The sequence below is a fragment of the Vibrio viridaestus genome (genome assembly GCF_003856525.1).
GTDB classification, from domain to species: domain Bacteria; phylum Pseudomonadota; class Gammaproteobacteria; order Enterobacterales; family Vibrionaceae; genus Vibrio; species Vibrio viridaestus.
On the sequence record NZ_RJVQ01000009.1, the window covers coordinates 123,653 to 141,184 of the forward strand.

A 17,532-nucleotide genomic window follows, 5' to 3' on the forward strand; every position below is an offset into this window, starting at 1 on the left:
TCATCGGATGAGTTATAGAATCGACGCTTTTTATGTGTTTCTGCACTAAAATTAGGCAGAGTAGAACTGTTCTCACCAATATGTCACTCTTCTCTCAAGGCATCCATTCATGTCCCCCTTTCCTACTGGGTTTTCGTTAGTTTTTTAAGTCTCATTAATCACCCACCAATATTCCAAGCTCAATTAATATACACGATGATTGTGCAACGTTGCGTTAGATCTGCCCAATCATGATGCATTTTACACGCGATTTTTATTTTAAAATCCAAAACAAACAAGCGATATTGTCATTGACTTATATTTTCACAAGTGCTTTTATCAATGTAACGATTTAAATCAAGGATTGTTGTTGAATCGTTACAACACTTATTTTTGACATAGAAAAAGGACATTCTAATGGCTTTAACAAATGAGGCTCAGATCCAAGACGATCGTGCCGACGAATATGCAAATGGCCCCGTTCCGGAGGCTGACAAAACTGTTGGTGCAATGTCGATATTCAGCGTAATGCTCGGAATAACCACTGCGTTAATTTGGTTTTCTCTTGGTTCACAACTTGTACATTCGTTCGGTACCATGAATTTTGTCATCGGAGCGACAGCGACGGCGATCATCGTCGGCATTATCAGCTTCGTATGGGTAAACTTCGCTTCAAAATCTGGATTTAATTCAGATTTAATCACACGGGCAAGTGGATTTGGATATTTAGGGTCAACCCTAACAGCGTTAATTTTTGCTACCAACAACCTTCTTTATTTTGGTTTGGAAGGTGGCATCATGATTAATGCAGTTCATGCTTACTTCCCTGCTATTCCACTACTTTTACTCCAAGTGATGTGCGGTTTAATTTTTATTCCTCTCACATGCTTTGGTGTAAAACTGGTTAGCCGTATCATGTGGTTGTCGCTACCCGTTTTATTCCTATTTTTCGTGCTTATCGCTTGGAAAGCCATTGAAATGGGTGGAACACCAGACTTTTGGGCTCTGCAAGCGTCACCAGATATGAATAGCGCAGCTGGTTCACCGATTCTGCAAGTAATGGTCGCCATGTTTGGTATCTCTGGGATTGCCGCAACAGCGAGCGATTTTGGCCGATTTATCCCGTCAAAAAATGCAAAATCGGGCGGAATTATGATGGGTCCTGTCTTCACTTTGTTTACTTTCTTAGTGCCGCTACTATTTGGTGCTTGGCTGGGTGCAACCTTTGAAGAAAATGATCCTGCAGTCTACTTCACTCACTTCTTCGGGGCGTTCGGCGTACTGTTAATCGTCATTACACAAGCACGTATCAACACTAATAACGTCTACTCTGCAGCAGTAAGTCTGGCAACCTTCTTCAATCGCCTGTTTCATATAAACCTCTCTCGCTTTTGGTGGGTAGTAATAGCAAGCGTAATGTGTGTATTGATTCTAACCGCCGACCTTTATAGTAAAGCGACACTGGTTCTTGGTGTTTGGGGCATCTTCCTCATTACATGGGTTGGCGTGGTCTTCGCTGATATTTTAATTAACCGCTACATTCTTAAGCTAACGCCTAGCGACTATTTCTATCGTAAAGATCAACTACGCAGCTTTAATCCAGTTGGCATTATTGCCCTATTTACAGCACTCATCGTTGCATTACCTCTCTCATTTGGTATCGCAGGACCATTTGGTAGCACCATCGCACCGTTTGTGGCTTTCGCTATCACACTCATTGTTACCCCTCTGGTAGCACTGATTACCAAAGGACAATTTTCGACTAAGCAAAGTCAAGTTCACTACGCAACCGACTCTGCTCAGTAACACTGTTATTCATGGAATATGATTAAGGGACATTATGAATCAAACAACTTTAACGCCTCCATTTACTATCTCTGTCGATACTGGAGGCACTTTCACCGACCTAATTTTGGCTGATCAAAACCGCGTAATAGGTCTGTATAAGTCATCTTCGACACCAGATGATCTATTTAACGGAATTTCCGCGTCAATCGAGTTGGCGGCGATTGAAAATGGCATGACATTAAGCGAACTACTTGAAGATACGAAAGTATTTGTTTATTCCACAACTCGCTCAACGAATGCAGTACTCGAGGGCAAAGTCGCTAAAACGGCCTTTATTACAACACAAGGTTTTAGAGACGTATTGCTATATCGGGAAGGCGGTAAGGAAGACCCTTACAACCTATCAACGCCGTATCCAACACCATATATCCCAAGACGATTGACGTTCGAAGTGCAGGAACGAGTTCTAGCGGATGGTTCGGTAGCTGTCGAACTCGACGAAGATTCTGTACGTTCAGTGTTACAACGATTAAAAGAGCTTGAAGTCGAAGCGATTGCGGTATGTCTCACCTTCTCTATTGCCAATTCAAGCCATGAAGTTCGCATTGGCGAGATGATCGAGCAAGAACTGCCGGGTGTTGCCTACTCTCTCAGTCATCAGGTAAATAACGTGGTTCGTGAATATCGTCGAGCGTCGTCCACCGCAATAGATGCTTCGATTAAACCATTAATGAAAGAGCATCTACAAAGCTTGGAGCGCCGTTTTAGAGAAGCGGGGTTCAAGGGTGATCCTTTGATGGTAACGCACGTGAGTGGCGGTGTAATGAGCCTAGAGCAAATGGCAGATAAACCCATTCAGACCATAGATTCAGGCCCTGCACTTGCTCCTGTTGCAGGCGCTCAATACGGGTTAGCGGAGCCACTCGCTCAAGGTAAGAACATCATCGTCGTGGATACGGGCGGCACCTCTTATGATGTGAGTCTGACCCATGACGGACAAATCGCCTACAGCCGCGAAAAATGGTTAGGTCCAGAATGGAGCGGCCATATGACTGGGTTACCCGCCGTTGACACCCGCTCTCTTGGCGCTGGAGGTGGTTCCATTGCCTACATCGATGATGGCGGCTTAGTCTGTGTTGGTCCCATCAGTGCAGGTGCAACCCCTGGCCCGGCATGTTATGGACGTGGTGGTAAAGAGCCAACCGTAACCGATGCAGCGTTAGTACTGGGTTATCTTGATCCATCGAATTTCCTTGGCGGTCGTATGACACTCGATTTGGAGGCCGCGCGTGAAGCATTTCGTACTCGCTTAGCAGAACCTTTGGGTATTAGCATCGAAGAGAGTGCCGAAGCTGTGCTGCGTATTACCTCCGAAGATATGCGCGGATTTACAACCGATATGACCATCAGTCAGGGTATCGATCCTCGTGATTGTGTCATGGTTGCCGGTGGTGGCGCAGCGGGAATGAACATCGTACGTATCGCACAAGATCTTGGCGTTGAGCACATTATCATTCCTCGTCTCGCATCAGGTTTGAGCGCTGTCGGTGGACAGTGCACCGATATCAGTGCGACAGTTTCGGCAGGTAAATATATGACCACTGGGGACTTCGATGGTGAGCAAGCCAATGAAGTCGTCCAGGGGCTAAACAATCAACTGCAAGAATTTTTTGACGATGTGAAAAATGACGGAACCAGAACCCGTAATCTCGTTATCGAAGCACGTTATGACCAACAACTGTCAGAAATCGATGTCGATTTAGGTGACACGCCAAATTTCTGCAGTGCTGATGCACTTGAGATGCTGCACAGTAAATTTGATGAAGCGCACCTTAAATACTTTTCTGTTAATCAACCCGGCGCCCCCGTTGAAATCGTGAGCTGGCGTGCTGAAGGTAAAGTGATTCGCAGCAAACCATCTTTGGCTATGCCCTTAAGTGACTCGCAAGTGAATGCTATCGAGCCAACGTATCGTGACATGTTTTTCAACGATACGCTGATCAAAGGAGCCGTTTACCGAGTGGAAAAATTACCGAGCGACGTGACGATCAAGGGACCTGCGGTTATTGAAGAACCAACCACCACGATCGTTGTTCCACCAGGCGCAGTCGCATTGACGCGCTCAACACACTATCTCATTTCTATCGACCAAGGTAACAAGGAGCAGTAATCATGGGACACGCTAACACAACAGACCGCATCGATCCGGTAACACTAAGTATTATGGCGAACCGCCTGCACAGTATTACACGAGAAATGACAAATACGATGATTCGTACTGCCCGTTCTACAACGATGGCAGCACGTGACTTTTCCTGTTCAATCAACAGCAGCGATCACCAGCTCCTATCGGCTCCTGGTGCTATTCCAGTGCATGTATATGGTTCATCACTAGTAAGTCAGGTTATGGAACGTAAACATCCTAACTTTAAAGAAGGCGATGCGTACCTACACAATGACCCATACGATGGTAATACGCACGCAGCTGACCACACACTTATGGTACCTGTGTTCTTTCAGGGCGAACATGTATTTACGGTTCTTGCCAAAGCTCACCAGGTTGACGCCGGTTGTGCACTGCCAACGACCTATATGCCAAAGGCGAAAGATGTTTATGAGGAAGGCGCGATTATCTTCCCATGTGTCAAGATTCAGGATCAGAATAAAGATATAGAAGACATCATCGGTATCGCTCGCTTAAGAATCCGTGCATTTGATACCTGGTATGGCGATTACCTCGCTTCATTGGGCGCGCTTCGTCTGGCAGAAAAACGTCTACAGGATTTTTGTGCCTCGTTTGATAGTATTGAACAGGTACGTGCGTTCGTAAAAGAGTGGCTTGATTACGGTGAACGTATGGCTATTGCTGGCATCGAAAAACTGCCAGAAGGACGTCTTGATGTTAAAACGCACATGGATGCTTTTCCCGGCTTACCAGACGGACTCGATCTTCAGGCTACAATCGAAATCAAACCTAATGAAGGTAAAGTCGTTATTGACCTGCGCAATAATCCGGATTGCACCCCAACAGGCTTAAACCTGACAGAGGCAACATCCAAAAATAACGCGGTAACTGCGGTATTGATGGCTCTCAATACGGATAAGAATGCGACGTCTCTCCACGTACCAAATAACTCAGGCAGTCACCGTCCGATTGAAGTATTAGTACGCGAAAACTGTGTTGTTGGTATTCCACGTCACCCAGCATCATGTTCCGCTGCAACACGTACCGTCACTGACCGCGTAACAGGTATGCTTTTGGCAGGCATCGCATCGATGTCAGAACAAGATATCGGTGCGGCGGAGCCACCATTGGGCTGTCCTCCACATGAAGCGGTTGTGTCGGGTCGCGATCCTCGTCGTGATAATGAAGAATATATTCTACAGATTTTCTCAGGCTCATCAGGCGGCCCTGCAACAGCCGACTCGGATGGCTGGTTGGCTTTCGCTACCATCATGGGCGCAGGTATTCCACGAATTGATTCCTCGGAAATCGTAGAGCAGCGTTATCCACTCGTAGTATGGCAACATGCATCAGTTCGTGCCGATTCTGAAGGTGCTGGATATCATCGAGGCGCAACAGGGACAACGTCAGCTTACGGCCCAAGACTTGCCAAAGCAGAATCACACTACTACCTAGAAGGTGTACAAAATCGTCCCAAAGGCGTGCATGGTGGTGGTATCGCTGCGGGTCCAGAATCATGGGTAGTAAAAGCGAATGGCGAAAGTATCCAGATGAGCGATATCGTTGCCGAAGTAAAACTCGACAACAAGGATACAATTTTTTCTCTGGGTTCTGGAGCAGGTGGTTATGGTTCTCCGTTGACTCGTGAAACAGAGAAAGTTTTGGAAGACGTAATGGACGAGTACATTTCGGTCGAACGTGCGAAATCTGCCTATGGGGTAGTTATTGAGGGTGACGTAAAACGCTGGGAAACGCTGTATATCAATGTCGCAGCGACCGAATCATTGCGTGCTGAAATGATATCACTCAACAGAGGAGAGACCGAATTTGATGGCGGAAGACAATCTTGGATTGCGCCAAACTGGTTCCTCAACGCCTCTAGACAAACTGCTGAAGGGGAAAGCCATTGATCCCAGCAGCCATGTTACTTAGCATATTCTTACTCTCGAATATGCCGTCCCCTATCTACCCATTGTGGCAAAACGAAATTGGTTTTCCGACGGCCACTATTACCGTACTGTTTTCGCTTTATCAGGCTGGGGTATTGATAGGGTTACTCGGACTGGGCAGATTTTCCGATAAGATTGGCTGGAGAGCCTCTCTTATCGGAGGAACCGCAGTGAGCTTTATCGCTGCGATTTCCTTTGCCAGTGCCGAAACGCCAACGATGTTGATGATAGCCCGGTTTATGAGTGGCATTGCTGCTGGAATATTTGTCTCTTGTGGACCGGCTGCTGTGACAGCCATTCTGGAACAAGAAAACCATCAAAAACCCGCGCTTGTCGGTTCGCTGGCTATTTCGATTGGACTGGCCTTTGGTCCTCTCATTGGGGGGCTCTTTGCGGATTACTTACCCAAGCCAACTCATTATGTCTTTGTATTTGAGGCCGTATTGTTACTTGTCGGTGCGCTTGCTCTGCTCAATGATCCAAAACTCAAAGCGGCAGCAAGCTTCAAACAAAGTAGCCATCACACCCAAAATCATACGGATGATCACACTGAATCTCAGCTCCAGAAAAAACTATTTGTCGTCGTGACCATCATTTTTGCCTCATGCTATATCACCAGTGCGATATACATGTCCGTCGGTCCTTCTTACTTGCAACACACTTTAGGGCTAAACAGTGCATTACTGGCTGGACTATTGGTATTTCTGGTTTTTGGATCGGCGTTTACCGCGCAAATGCTCGCGTCAAAACTCAGTCCGCTGACACAAACAGTCATCGCACTAACTGTTGGGGGAACAGGCGCAATTCTGTTGGTTATCGGCACCTCTATAAATTCTCCAACTGCTTTTTTCATCTCGGCAATCCTGAGCGGTGCGTCGCAAGGGCTTGGGCAGTTGGTTGGATTAACATTAGTACGAAAAATCACGCCACTTCCTAAGCTGAGAAGAGCTTACGCGATTCTTAATACTGTTGGATATGGTGCAGGTGGCGGATCAATTGCCGCTTCATGGCCGTTATTCAACTCATTGGGAACTATTACTGCAATGGTCGTCATCGCGACCGTCGTTGTTGTACTCACCCTATTCGCAGCATCACTGACACTTAAGTTTCGTCACAGCATGGTCTGAATATTGAGTGGAGTCTGTTTGGCTCCACTTTTTTTACTCATTTAAAAGCCAATTTATTCAATACTATTGCACAGTTACCGAATACACCTAATACTTACATCATCACTTTAGACACACTAAAATTGTCAAATAGGAAGAGTTGATGGGTAAGCTTGCATCGTGGGTGTCATTGATAAAATCTAAGAACAACCCCAGAAAAAAAATCTATCAGCAAGCATCTCGCTATCAGAATCTGTTGGTGGTCGAACAAGGCAATCGCCGTTATCTCTCCTTCATCACAAATAATGGTTTGAGAACACAATCTTGTCAGTTTAACGATGAGAAACATTCCGTGTTGTCGCTGCCCTACGCCAAAATGGCGTTAACCGGTTTACTTTTGCAACCCCATCCCGACCGAATATTACTTGTTGGCCTCGGTGGTGGTTCGCTCCCCATGGTGCTAAGTAAACTTTACCCTAATGCTAAGATCGATATCGTCGAAATTGATAATGCGGTGAAGAAAGTTGCTGAAGATTACTTTCATTTCGCCGAAACCGATAATATGAAGGTCACGCTTGCCGATGCGCGAGTCTTTGTCAAAAGAATGGGTCTGCGCGCAGACGAATATGATTACATTCTTTTGGATGCGTTCAATGATAAATACATTCCAAGTCACTTAATGACACAGGACTTCTTACTGGAGGTTAAACAGATCTTAGCCGATGACGGTGTGCTGGTTGCCAATACCTTTTCAAGCAGCCCTTTTTATCACCATGAATCCACTACTTATCAATCCGTCTTTGGCCCATTTCTAAACTTCAAGAAACTAGAAAACTCTGGTAATCGCGTCATTATAGCGAAAAAAACGGCCTTACCGTCGGTTGAGCAAATGATATTTGAAGCTGAGGCGATAAAAGAACGTTTGCATTGCTTTGGCGTTGAGATCGAAAAATATCCGGTCATGCTCACGATCGAACCAGATTGGGATACGTCGGCTCGTATACTTACCGACCAATTTTCGCCGGTCAATCTGCTCAAAGATTAAGTCAGACGACCTTGTTACTTGCACCTTTATCATTAAAAAAGCTAATATGTTGATTGATTTTCAAAGAGTTTGTTGTGCCTATACACGACCCGCTTTAAAGGATAATAAAAATGAAAGGAAATCGGCATAACGACAATCAGGTCGTCCCAAGGACAGAAAAATCGCCTGAAAAAATTGACGAAAAAGACAAGACACTGGTCGAATCGTTGCGTGTCAATGCCCGCTTATCGTACGCAGAATTGGGTACTTCGATTTCTCTCTCCGCTGATGCTGTGCGGGCTCGCGTTGAACGTTTGATCAATGAAGGTTTTATTCGTCTCGTCACACTCGTTGACCCTGCTCTCGTTGGCAAATCTACCCGGATCTCCATTGGTATTAACGTCACCGGTAATCCGGACGAATTTGCGCGTTGGGCGAATGAGCAAATCGAAATTATTCACCTTGCACGCACGTTGGGCAGTTTCGATTTCTTCGGTGAAATGGTTAGTGAATCCGACTACACAGCACATCAATTCATTGTGCAAAAACTCAGAGCTGCGCCTGGCGTGACCTCAGTCGAAGTGTGGCCAATGCTTAATATAAACAAATGGCGTCAGGACACTCGCTCACCATCGGTCAGCCAACAAGTCCTTGATCAACTCTCGTGGTCAGATGAAGACTTCGCTATTATCCGGGAATTGACCGAATCACCACGAATTCAGTTTCGCGAGTTGGCGGAAAGACTCGATCGGCCTTATGGCATTGTAAGACGCAGAACCATGGCACTACTCGAAGCCGGCGTAATTCGCTCTACCATCATCATTAATGACCTGATGTTTGAACATTCATGCCTCGCCATCTTATTGGTCAAAGGTGACCAAAATATCAGACAAACCTTAATTGATATGCCCGAAGTATCGATACTATCGTCCAGTACAGGCTCTCGTCAGTTTGTCGGAGAAGTTCATGTCTCTAGTCGTGAAGAACTGGCGTTGTTAGCGCAAAAGCTCAGTCAGCAACAAGAAGGAATGATCGAAACCGAATTATTGCTGCAGGTCGCAGTGGACAAACTGCCCGCTTCATTCCAACTTTAAGTATCGCGTCATAAACCGAGGAGAAAAAATGAACATCAGTGCTGTCTATTACGCTTCGTTTCTTGGCTTCGCTTTTTATCTGCTGTTAATTCTGGCGCAGTGGTTTGTCGCGACCTTTGCTAAAGGCAGTCAAAAAGGTGCCATACCGGGAAAAATTGATGAACATCTGAGTCACGATTCGTTTGTGTTTCGCTCTTACCGTACATTTATGAATACGTTGGAAAACGCGCCACTGTTTATCGGCAGCTTCTTTCTTGCAGTGTTAATTGGAGTGGATCATTTCTGGGTCACGACAACAACATGGGTCTACGTTATTGTGCGCATTTTTCATATGGCGCTGTATTACGTGATTGCGACTGAGAAAAACCCCAGCCCACGCAGTTACTTTTTTATGATCGGTTTTCTTGCCAATGTGGTCTTACTCGTAATGTGCTTTATCCGCCTGTTGTAACGATACGTTCAGATAAAAGAAAAGTCATCTGCAGGAAGGAAGACAGATGACTTTTATGACAACCTAGCCAAAGTTGTCGCTATTAATATTCGATGACGACATTGCCTTTTGGTGAACAGCAGCAAGACAGAATGTAACCATCCGCCACATCTTCATCGGTAATACCGCCGTTGTGATTCATCTCAACTTCACCGGATACTTTCTTCACTTTACAGGTACCACAGATACCCATACCACAGGCTTTCGGAATAGTAAGCCCGACTTTAGCCGCCGCGGCATGAACCGTTTCTCCCGGCGCAATCTGCACCACTTTATCACTGCCTGTAAAGGCGACTTCAATCAGATCACTTGGTGAAAGTGATTCGGCTTCTTCTGCCGCCGCTTCTGCATCCTGAACGGCTTGTTCTTCAATCAAATCAGGCGTTGGTCCAAATGCTTCTTCGTGATAGCGATCCATATCGAAGCCCAGCGCACGCAATAAATTTTTCACCGCGTTCATATACGGCGCAGGACCACAGCAGAATACTTCCCTTTCAAGTAGATCGGGCGTCATCATCAGCAGTTTTACATCATCGAGATAGCCACGATATCCGGCCCAGTTTTGTCCCGATTCGATGCGCTCACAGATGAGGTGCAAATGGAAATTGGAAATACGCGACGACATAAATTCCAATTCACGGCGGAAGATCAGATCGCTGGGCGTTCTGGCTGAATGCACAAACACGATATCCACATCGGTATTGGTGTCGTATGCCCAGCGCGCCATCGACATGACAGGAGTGATCCCTACACCACCCGATAACAGCAGGATCTTATCGGCTGGATAATCAATACTATTGAACTCTCCCACCGGGCCGTGAACTGCAAGTTCAGACCCTTCTGCAAGGTTATCGTGAATCCAGTTCGAGACAAAGCCACCCGGTACACGTTTAACGGTTATCGAAAAACTGTACGGTACTGATGGAGAACTGGAAATCGTGTATGAACGAAACACCTGCTCGTTATCAATTTCGAGTTCCAGAGTGACAAACTGACCAGGCTTAAAGAAGAACATAATCGGCTGGTCAGCCATAAAACAGTAAGTTTTGGTATCTTTCGTTTCCTGAATGGCTTTAACACAACGTACATTGTGACGGCCGTTGCTCCAAATTTGTGTTGTTACAGGAATAAACGAACCACTTGGGGTAAATGAATTATTGAGCGTGTTCATAGCCGGCCTCTCCGCAACGGTGTCTTTAACTAATTGCCCTCCATGGGTTAATTGTATTGTTGAGTTATATGCTCGACTTTAGTTATCCATCCACGACATTTTTCGGTCTAAAAATGTCACCCCTAAATGGCTTTTTTTCACCTTGTCTTAAACAGGATCGCTCGGTGTCGTGAATAGACTCTTTGGCACAGGGATAAAAATGGCAGGATAGCGCTAGTCCGTTATTTTACCTACAAAACGTAAGGTATTACAGACAACGCATGGAAGCCCTACTCGGGCATATCGTCAACATTTCCGAGAAGAAGATTGTAGCAATGACACAGAACGATTTACTTAACGTAAGCTACCCGAGCTTGGATGTCGCTCGTAATGAAATGACCAAACTACTCAGTGAACGTCGTGAGGACTATTCATTACCTCGACCTTTATACAATGACCCTTATCTTTTCCGTATTGATGTCGAGGAGATTTTTCAGAAAGAGTGGTTATTTGTCGGTATGACCAGTGAAATCCCATCTAAAGGCGATTATTTCACGGTCGAAATTGCTCAGAACCCAGTATTAGTCGTACGTGACGCTGACGGTTCTGTTAATGCGTTCCACAATACCTGCCGCCATCGCGGTTCACGTATCTGTTTAGAACACCGCGGTAAAGTGGCAAACCTCGTTTGTCCTTATCACCAATGGACATACAACACCAAAGGCAACCTGTTGTTTGCTGGCACAGAAATGGGTGACGAGTTCGATATGAAGTCACACGGTCTGCGTCCGGTGAAAGTGAAAACGGCTGGCGGTTTTATCTTTATCTGCCTTGGTGATGAAGAGCCTGATTCAAACTTCGATGAGTTCTTAGCGACACTTGAAGAGTACATGGCGCCGTACGACGTAGAAAATACCAAGTTGGCGGTTGAGTCAAACATGTATGAAAAAGCCAACTGGAAACTGGTTATCGAGAATAACCGTGAATGTTATCACTGTGCCGGTAGTCACCCAGAACTGCTGAATACGCTGCTTGAATGGGATGACACCACTGACCCACGCGCGACACCGGAGTTTCTTGCTTACTGCGAGCGCATGGCGAACGAGTGGGATGCTGAGAACATTCCTCACGAACACAAGAGTTTCGGCCCTCGTAACCGCCTTGTGCGTATGCCGTTAAAAGAAGGCACTCAGGTGATGACCATTGACGGTTCCCAAGGTAGCGACAAGCTGTTGGGTCGAATTCAGAACCGTTCGCTGGGATCACTGCGTATTCTGCACCTGCCAAACTCGTGGAACCACATGCAAAGCGATCACTTTATCGTGTTCCGTGTACTGCCAATTTCAGCACAGGAAACCATGGTAACGACCAAGTGGTTTGTGCATAAAGATGCGGTTGAAGGCGTGGATTACAATACGGATCAACTTCGCCAGGTTTGGGATGCGACCAACGATCAGGACCGTATTCTGGGTGAAGAAAACCAACGCGGTATTAACTCTCTGAGCTATGAACCGGGGCCGTATTCAAAAACTTATGAGTTCGGTGTTATCGATTTTCTCAATTGGTATTCTGAACGTATTCAGGAAAATCTGAACAAGTAAGTTAGCCAATAAAAAAGCCAGTGAAACGCATCACTGGCTTTGTTCATATTCGAAGACTATTGTTTACGTCTGTTAAGCCTTACGACGTGATTGTACCGTCGCACGCGCATTGGCTTCTAGCGCGGCTCTGGCGACTTCTTTAGATACCACGGTTTTACCGATCGGAAACAGCGCTATACCCGCCAATTTTAAGTGTTGCAGACTAAATGGAATGCCGATAATTGTGATAAAACACGCTATAGCTGACATGACGTGCCCTACTGCAAGCCAAAATCCCGCCAACACGAACCAGATTACGTTGCCTAGGACACCAAACGGACTGGTACCAAAGTCGTCCTGATTGGTAAGCACTTTACGGCTAATGGCTTCTTTACCAAATGGGAAGAAGGAGAAGTTCCCCATTACAAAGCATGCTCTGCCCCATGGAATACCCACTACGGTCATAAAGGCGATCAATCCCAAAAGCCACCACGCGAGTCCCATAAAGACGCCGCCCAGCACAAACCAAATTACGTTTCCTATTGTTCTCATTTATTGTTCCTAGTTTCTCTAACTACACCAAGTCGTGATGACATGGCGACCAACTGCTTTGTCGGATTGTACTATAAAGATCGGACTCAACGATGAGAATAAAACATCTGGGGCTAATCAATGGCCGGAGGATTCTCAAGAAACTCACGAGGATTGTCATGCGCAATCGTCCAGAACAGCCCCTCACCGAGTGTGGCTCTGAGGTAGGTGGATAATCGTTTCTCAGAAAATTTCTCACTTTCAACCATGTAGAAATCAGAACCAAACAAAACGTGAGATCGGATTGATTCATCTTGCAGTAAAACTTTCAGGTAAGGTACGTTCTCTTGGAAATTGAAGATGGTGTATGAGATATCGGTATACAAATTTGGATACTTGCAATCCTTTATCATCTTGCTGATTTTCTTGACCCAAGTGGGATTATTGATGTCTCTCGGTTCATCCCAGTGTCTTTGCCATTCTGAGATACCACCAAAATGCGCTAGACACACTTTTAATTTCGAAAATGTCTTTAAAACCTTCTTGTAGTTGTCGGGATCAGCAAAGGAATGCGCCACTTCTTTTTTGTAGTCTTTAGAATTCACCGAACCAGGAGAACAATGGGCGATCAGTGGTAGGTTCTTTTCTTCCATATAGGGATAGATTTCATTCATCAATACTGGATGGTCAGGGCGATAGCCCAATGGCGGGTAGATTTTGACGCCTTTGAAATTGTGGTTTTCGACAAGGGATTTTAGGCGTTCTAAAGCTGAAGGTCTGCGCGGGTCGATGTGGGCGAATGGGATGATGATATCTTTGTATTCTTTACTTGTCGCAAGTGCAGCTAGCACTGCATGTTGTTCATCGATGTCTTGTTTTACTTTACCAGCTCCCATGTACGCCATGTCCATCGGTAAAATAACGAACTTGGTGTTCTCAGGATAGTACCCCATCAACGCCCGTAAATTGGCTTCTTGCGATTCGCGATATGTGGCTTTGATAAATGCGGCGTAGCGATTTAATTTGTCGTTTTTTGTGTAGGGTATGACTGCTTTCAACATCCCACTCAATGCCCAACGTATGGGCTTGATTCTTGCCGCTGGTACTAAGAAGAATGGGAAGTAATTTTGCGGGATATTTTCATGGGTAAACAGATGGTTGTGGCAATTATAAATAATCTTATCAGCCATAAGATTGCTCCAGTTTTTACTCGTTTATTGGATTAGAAAATGGGAAATTGTGCCGTGTTGTGACACTGTTTTTATTGTTTTGAAGGGCTGATAGTTTGTTATTAATTTTATGTGGTTAGAGTTGTAATCACGTATTTGTTATATGTAGTGATATAGATAATTGTGAATAAACTCAATATCGGCGGGATAGAAATCGGTCAAGGGAATTTCATTCGGCTGGAACCAATAAAATGTTTGCTGCCGATCTTTATCTGTGATTTTAGTTTTTTAATCACGTTTCTTCGCATAACTCTCGAATGGCAGCATCTTCACCCGACTCGTCTGCATCAACGGAACCGCCAGGAAACTCAAATACCATTCCTTTGTTTCTACGATAACGCTGTTGGATAAGAACTCTGTCTTGTTTGACGACTACCGCCATGGATAAGTTTTTCATGTGTTGGTCTTTTGGTGAAGGCTGAGGAACCAGAGCAAAATACTTGGCGCTACATTTTGGGAACCAAAATTCGTGACAGGTATTTTTGTCAATTGATGCGATTTGTTATGCATTTTCACGGTTCCAATCTGCCCCTTTGTGATAATTTATAAGCTCTTCTTCTATATAATTACGTAAAGACTCTGGTTCGATTGATACCCATGAAATTTTTACACTCCCTCCTGACGTAACATGAGAGATAATTTTTTCCAACTTTGCGCCTGTGCGTTCATTTTTGGTAATTAAATGATTTCTAATTCTTTGGCGAGCTAAGTTTTTTTTCGTTTTGCCTATATATCTAAGCTTAAATGAATCTGAACTATTTTCAGCGGTAAAAATCGCATAAATATTGGCAGTACCTGCTAATGAGTTAAGAGTATCACTATTCGCCAAATCAAGCTGAACACTATCCCATGGTGAAATAGCATTTGATGGGTACTTAAAATTAATAAGAGAGTCTTCATTGAAAAGAGCTGTGTTAACCTCTTTTATAAACTCTTCAAGACTTTCTATATTGCGATATTTCATGGGCTCCTGACCAGATGCATAACGCCCAATTAAGGGGTGAACAACGCCTACACCCAAACCTAAAGCATTGTGCCATAAACACTAAATTTGAAGTAGAAGCAAAAATGCCAAGCGTTGTGAATCCCTCTTAAATTGCTTGTTAGCCCTATGAATGAATAATAACATCCGGCATTTTAGCCGTTTCTCGATCAGCAATAGTGTAATGGAAAAAACCATGTCGTTTTTCAGGGTCTAAGATATCAACCTTACAAATGTGATGTAATTTAGGTGCTACCTTTTCTGAAAACATGCATAGTCGATAGTCATCAGTATTAACTTCAACAACTAGACCCGAGAAATCAAGGTCATAACAACTTTCTAGTATTTTGTGTTTATCACTAGGAAAATTGTCTTTATAGATGACATTGTATTTCGGTTGGAAGTAGCGAATTAAACTAGCTTCTACTAGGCAAATCTGTTGATGCTCAGTCAAAGGGTTATCCATAATACTTCTAAATCGCTCTATATCTTCAGGACCACCGATAGCCTGTCTGTCTCTGCCATCCATCTGTGTTAAGACTCGATATGGAACATATTCAAAAGTTAACAATGAAACTTCATTATCAGGAGCCTCATACTGACTTTGTGCCAATATTTTCTGAAGCGTGGAGTGACTCTTTAGTCTTTCAAATGCGCTCCTAGTACCATCACCAAATGCCTGACCGACATAAAGAACTTCCAGATTTGCAAGCTCAGGTCTAGACAAGTGAACTCCATGAGCCATGCCTAATGCTGTTGCTGGTAGATACCTAACAACTTCGCCATTGCTGTCACAAGTAATGATCTCGCGATGAGGATACTTTGATAACTTTACTTCTGTGGCTCCATCAAGAAGCGGAAAGTCTTGTTCGAATGGTATTTTAGTTAGCTTACCTTCAACTCGATAAACTAATGAACCAGAAATCTTTCCACCCTCATATTTGAAATCTTCTCCGTCAAATGAAAGTATTGGGCGCTGACAAATAATATAGATATGAGAATTATCAGATACCTCCTTAAATTCTTCTGGCATCTCTCCACCAGACATAAGTTGACTTGCTGCCGTCATCATCCAACGACCAGAATACAAATTAACTGCAAATTCAGATAAATACTTTCTTTTTGATTCAGTCATACATTACTCATTTACTCATTATTGCTGATAGGGCTAACGCCGCGTTAAGGTGTGAGCAACGCAATAAAATGCTTTCTGCACAACACATTAACCACTAAACTCACTGCATGCTAAAAATGCCACGCGTTGCGAATCACGCTTAAACGCTTGTATGGATAATAACTACTCCAAATTAGGGTAAAGTGAGTCCCAAGCTTTAGCTGCAACTAAAGCCCTCTATGTTATAGTTCGATTGAGCGCTGGCTCCTCTATCGAGAGACCGATAACAAACATGAACGTGGCATAGAACTCCAAGCACTAAACTCGAATACTCGACTGGGTCTCGAACCCGCATTACGCAAGCAAGAGTTAGCTTATTATGAATACGAACGCACTTCAAAACTTAAATGTCGGTGTTGATACCGGCAAGGCAAATCTCGACATTTATATTCGTCCACTCGATATCTTTTTCACCGTTGCAAATAACGAAAAAGGGATAAAAGAAGCGATWAAAATCATCAGTAAACAYAAACCTGAACGCATTGTCATAGAGGCGACCGGACGCCTAGAGATGCCATTTATTATCKCTTGTTCAAAAGCCAATTTACCTTTTGTCATTGCTAATCCCATTCACATTAAACGCTTTGCGGGAGCGATTGGACGTAGAGCTAAAACGGACAAGCTCGATGCACAATTAATTGCTCATTACAGCGAAGTCATTCAGCCTAAACTAACTCAGCTAAAACCAGAAATAATGCGCTTAATGAGTGACTTAGTCGCAAGACGACATCAAATATTAACGATGCAAACTATGGAGAAAAACCGTTTACAACAACTTCCCAAAACACTTCACTCAACCATTAATCCAATCATCACAGCATTCAAAAAGCAGATAGAAAAATTAGAAATCCTAATCATCAAGCTTATTGAAACAGTTCCCACCTATCAGAGCAAAAATACCATTCTGCAAAGTGTTCCTGGCATCGGTAAAGTGAGTGCGGCAGCCATTATAAGTAACGTTCCTGAACTTGGTTATATCAGTAATAAACAAGCCTCTTCCTTGATAGGTGTTGCGCCTATGAATAAAGAAAGTGGCCGATTTAAAGGTAAACGAATCATCCAAGGTGGTCGTGCTCAAGTTCGAACCGTTTTGTATATGGCAATGATGTCCGCTATGCAATCGAACCCTGTTTTTAAATCCACATATCAACGATTGCTTGACGCTGGGAAACCAAAGAAAGTAGCGATCATTGCCTGCGTTAGAAAGATGGTTGTGATACTAAATTCGATGCTCAGAGATGGAACTATGTGGAACGCAAATATGGCGAAAA

General features: G+C 44.3%; 15 protein-coding genes. 9 read left to right on the forward strand and 6 right to left on the reverse strand.

The features are described from left to right. The first annotated feature begins 396 nt into the window (after window positions 1-396). From EES38_RS17430 to EES38_RS17460, 7 genes are all read left to right on the forward strand, one after another. Complete coding sequence (locus EES38_RS17430) at window positions 397-1,785, forward strand: purine-cytosine permease family protein (RefSeq protein WP_124938499.1); 1,389 nt, start codon at window positions 397-399, stop codon at window positions 1,783-1,785. A 34-nt stretch (window positions 1,786-1,819) separates the two neighbouring features. Then, the gene (locus EES38_RS17435; RefSeq protein ID WP_124938500.1) at window positions 1,820-3,937 is read left to right on the forward strand and encodes a hydantoinase/oxoprolinase family protein; all 2,118 of its coding nucleotides are present in this window, start codon (window positions 1,820-1,822) and stop codon (window positions 3,935-3,937) included. 2 nt (window positions 3,938-3,939) lie between these two features. Beyond that, window positions 3,940-5,862: a hydantoinase B/oxoprolinase family protein gene (locus EES38_RS17440; protein ID WP_124938501.1), complete on the forward strand. Its 1,923-nt coding sequence runs from the start codon at window positions 3,940-3,942 to the stop codon at window positions 5,860-5,862. Between the two features lie 11 nt (window positions 5,863-5,873). Beyond that, the gene (locus tag EES38_RS17445; protein WP_124938502.1) at window positions 5,874-7,028 is read left to right on the forward strand and encodes an MFS transporter; all 1,155 of its coding nucleotides are present in this window, start codon (window positions 5,874-5,876) and stop codon (window positions 7,026-7,028) included. 142 nt (window positions 7,029-7,170) lie between these two features. Then, window positions 7,171-8,052: a spermidine synthase gene (locus EES38_RS17450; RefSeq protein ID WP_124938503.1), complete on the forward strand. Its 882-nt coding sequence runs from the start codon at window positions 7,171-7,173 to the stop codon at window positions 8,050-8,052. A gap of 110 nt (window positions 8,053-8,162) precedes the next feature. Next, the gene (locus EES38_RS17455) at window positions 8,163-9,125 is read left to right on the forward strand and encodes an Lrp/AsnC family transcriptional regulator (RefSeq protein ID WP_124938504.1); all 963 of its coding nucleotides are present in this window, start codon (window positions 8,163-8,165) and stop codon (window positions 9,123-9,125) included. 28 nt (window positions 9,126-9,153) lie between these two features. After that, on the forward strand, window positions 9,154-9,576 hold the full coding sequence (locus tag EES38_RS17460; protein WP_208020477.1) for an MAPEG family protein: 423 nt from the start codon (window positions 9,154-9,156) through the stop codon (window positions 9,574-9,576). Between the two features lie 82 nt (window positions 9,577-9,658). On the opposite strand, the gene gbcB is transcribed toward EES38_RS17460, so the two are convergent. Continuing rightward, window positions 9,659-10,786, reverse strand: a complete 1,128-nt coding sequence (gene gbcB, locus EES38_RS17465) for a glycine betaine monooxygenase reductase subunit (RefSeq protein ID WP_124938505.1) — start codon at window positions 10,784-10,786, stop codon at window positions 9,659-9,661. 260 nt (window positions 10,787-11,046) lie between these two features. Here gbcB and gbca point away from each other — a divergent pair, with 260 nt between their 5' ends. Next, window positions 11,047-12,366 (forward strand): glycine betaine monooxygenase oxygenase subunit, encoded by a 1,320-nt coding sequence (gene gbca / locus EES38_RS17470; protein WP_279432223.1) that lies wholly within the window; start codon window positions 11,047-11,049, stop codon window positions 12,364-12,366. A gap of 72 nt (window positions 12,367-12,438) precedes the next feature. On the opposite strand, the gene EES38_RS17475 is transcribed toward gbca, so the two are convergent. From EES38_RS17475 to EES38_RS17495, 5 genes are all read right to left on the reverse strand, one after another. Then, window positions 12,439-12,897, reverse strand: coding sequence for a YccF domain-containing protein (locus tag EES38_RS17475; protein WP_124938506.1), 459 nt, complete (start codon window positions 12,895-12,897; stop codon window positions 12,439-12,441). 113 nt (window positions 12,898-13,010) lie between these two features. Then, window positions 13,011-14,066, reverse strand: a complete 1,056-nt coding sequence (locus EES38_RS17480; protein WP_124938507.1) for an amidohydrolase family protein — start codon at window positions 14,064-14,066, stop codon at window positions 13,011-13,013. A 271-nt stretch (window positions 14,067-14,337) separates the two neighbouring features. Further along, window positions 14,338-14,502, reverse strand: a complete 165-nt coding sequence (locus EES38_RS22940; protein WP_439333271.1) for an NUDIX hydrolase — start codon at window positions 14,500-14,502, stop codon at window positions 14,338-14,340. A 105-nt stretch (window positions 14,503-14,607) separates the two neighbouring features. Then, window positions 14,608-15,069 carry a GIY-YIG nuclease family protein gene (locus tag EES38_RS17490; protein ID WP_124938508.1) on the reverse strand — a complete coding sequence of 154 codons (462 nt, stop codon included), beginning with the start codon at window positions 15,067-15,069 and terminating at the stop codon, window positions 14,608-14,610. 145 nt (window positions 15,070-15,214) lie between these two features. Next, the gene (locus tag EES38_RS17495; protein WP_124938509.1) at window positions 15,215-16,222 is read right to left on the reverse strand and encodes a hypothetical protein; all 1,008 of its coding nucleotides are present in this window, start codon (window positions 16,220-16,222) and stop codon (window positions 15,215-15,217) included. Window positions 16,223-16,580: 358 nt separating this feature from the next. Here EES38_RS17495 and EES38_RS17500 point away from each other — a divergent pair. Further along, window positions 16,581-17,532 (forward strand): IS110 family RNA-guided transposase (locus EES38_RS17500; protein ID WP_124938510.1); only part of this gene is annotated, 952 nt, incomplete at its 3' end.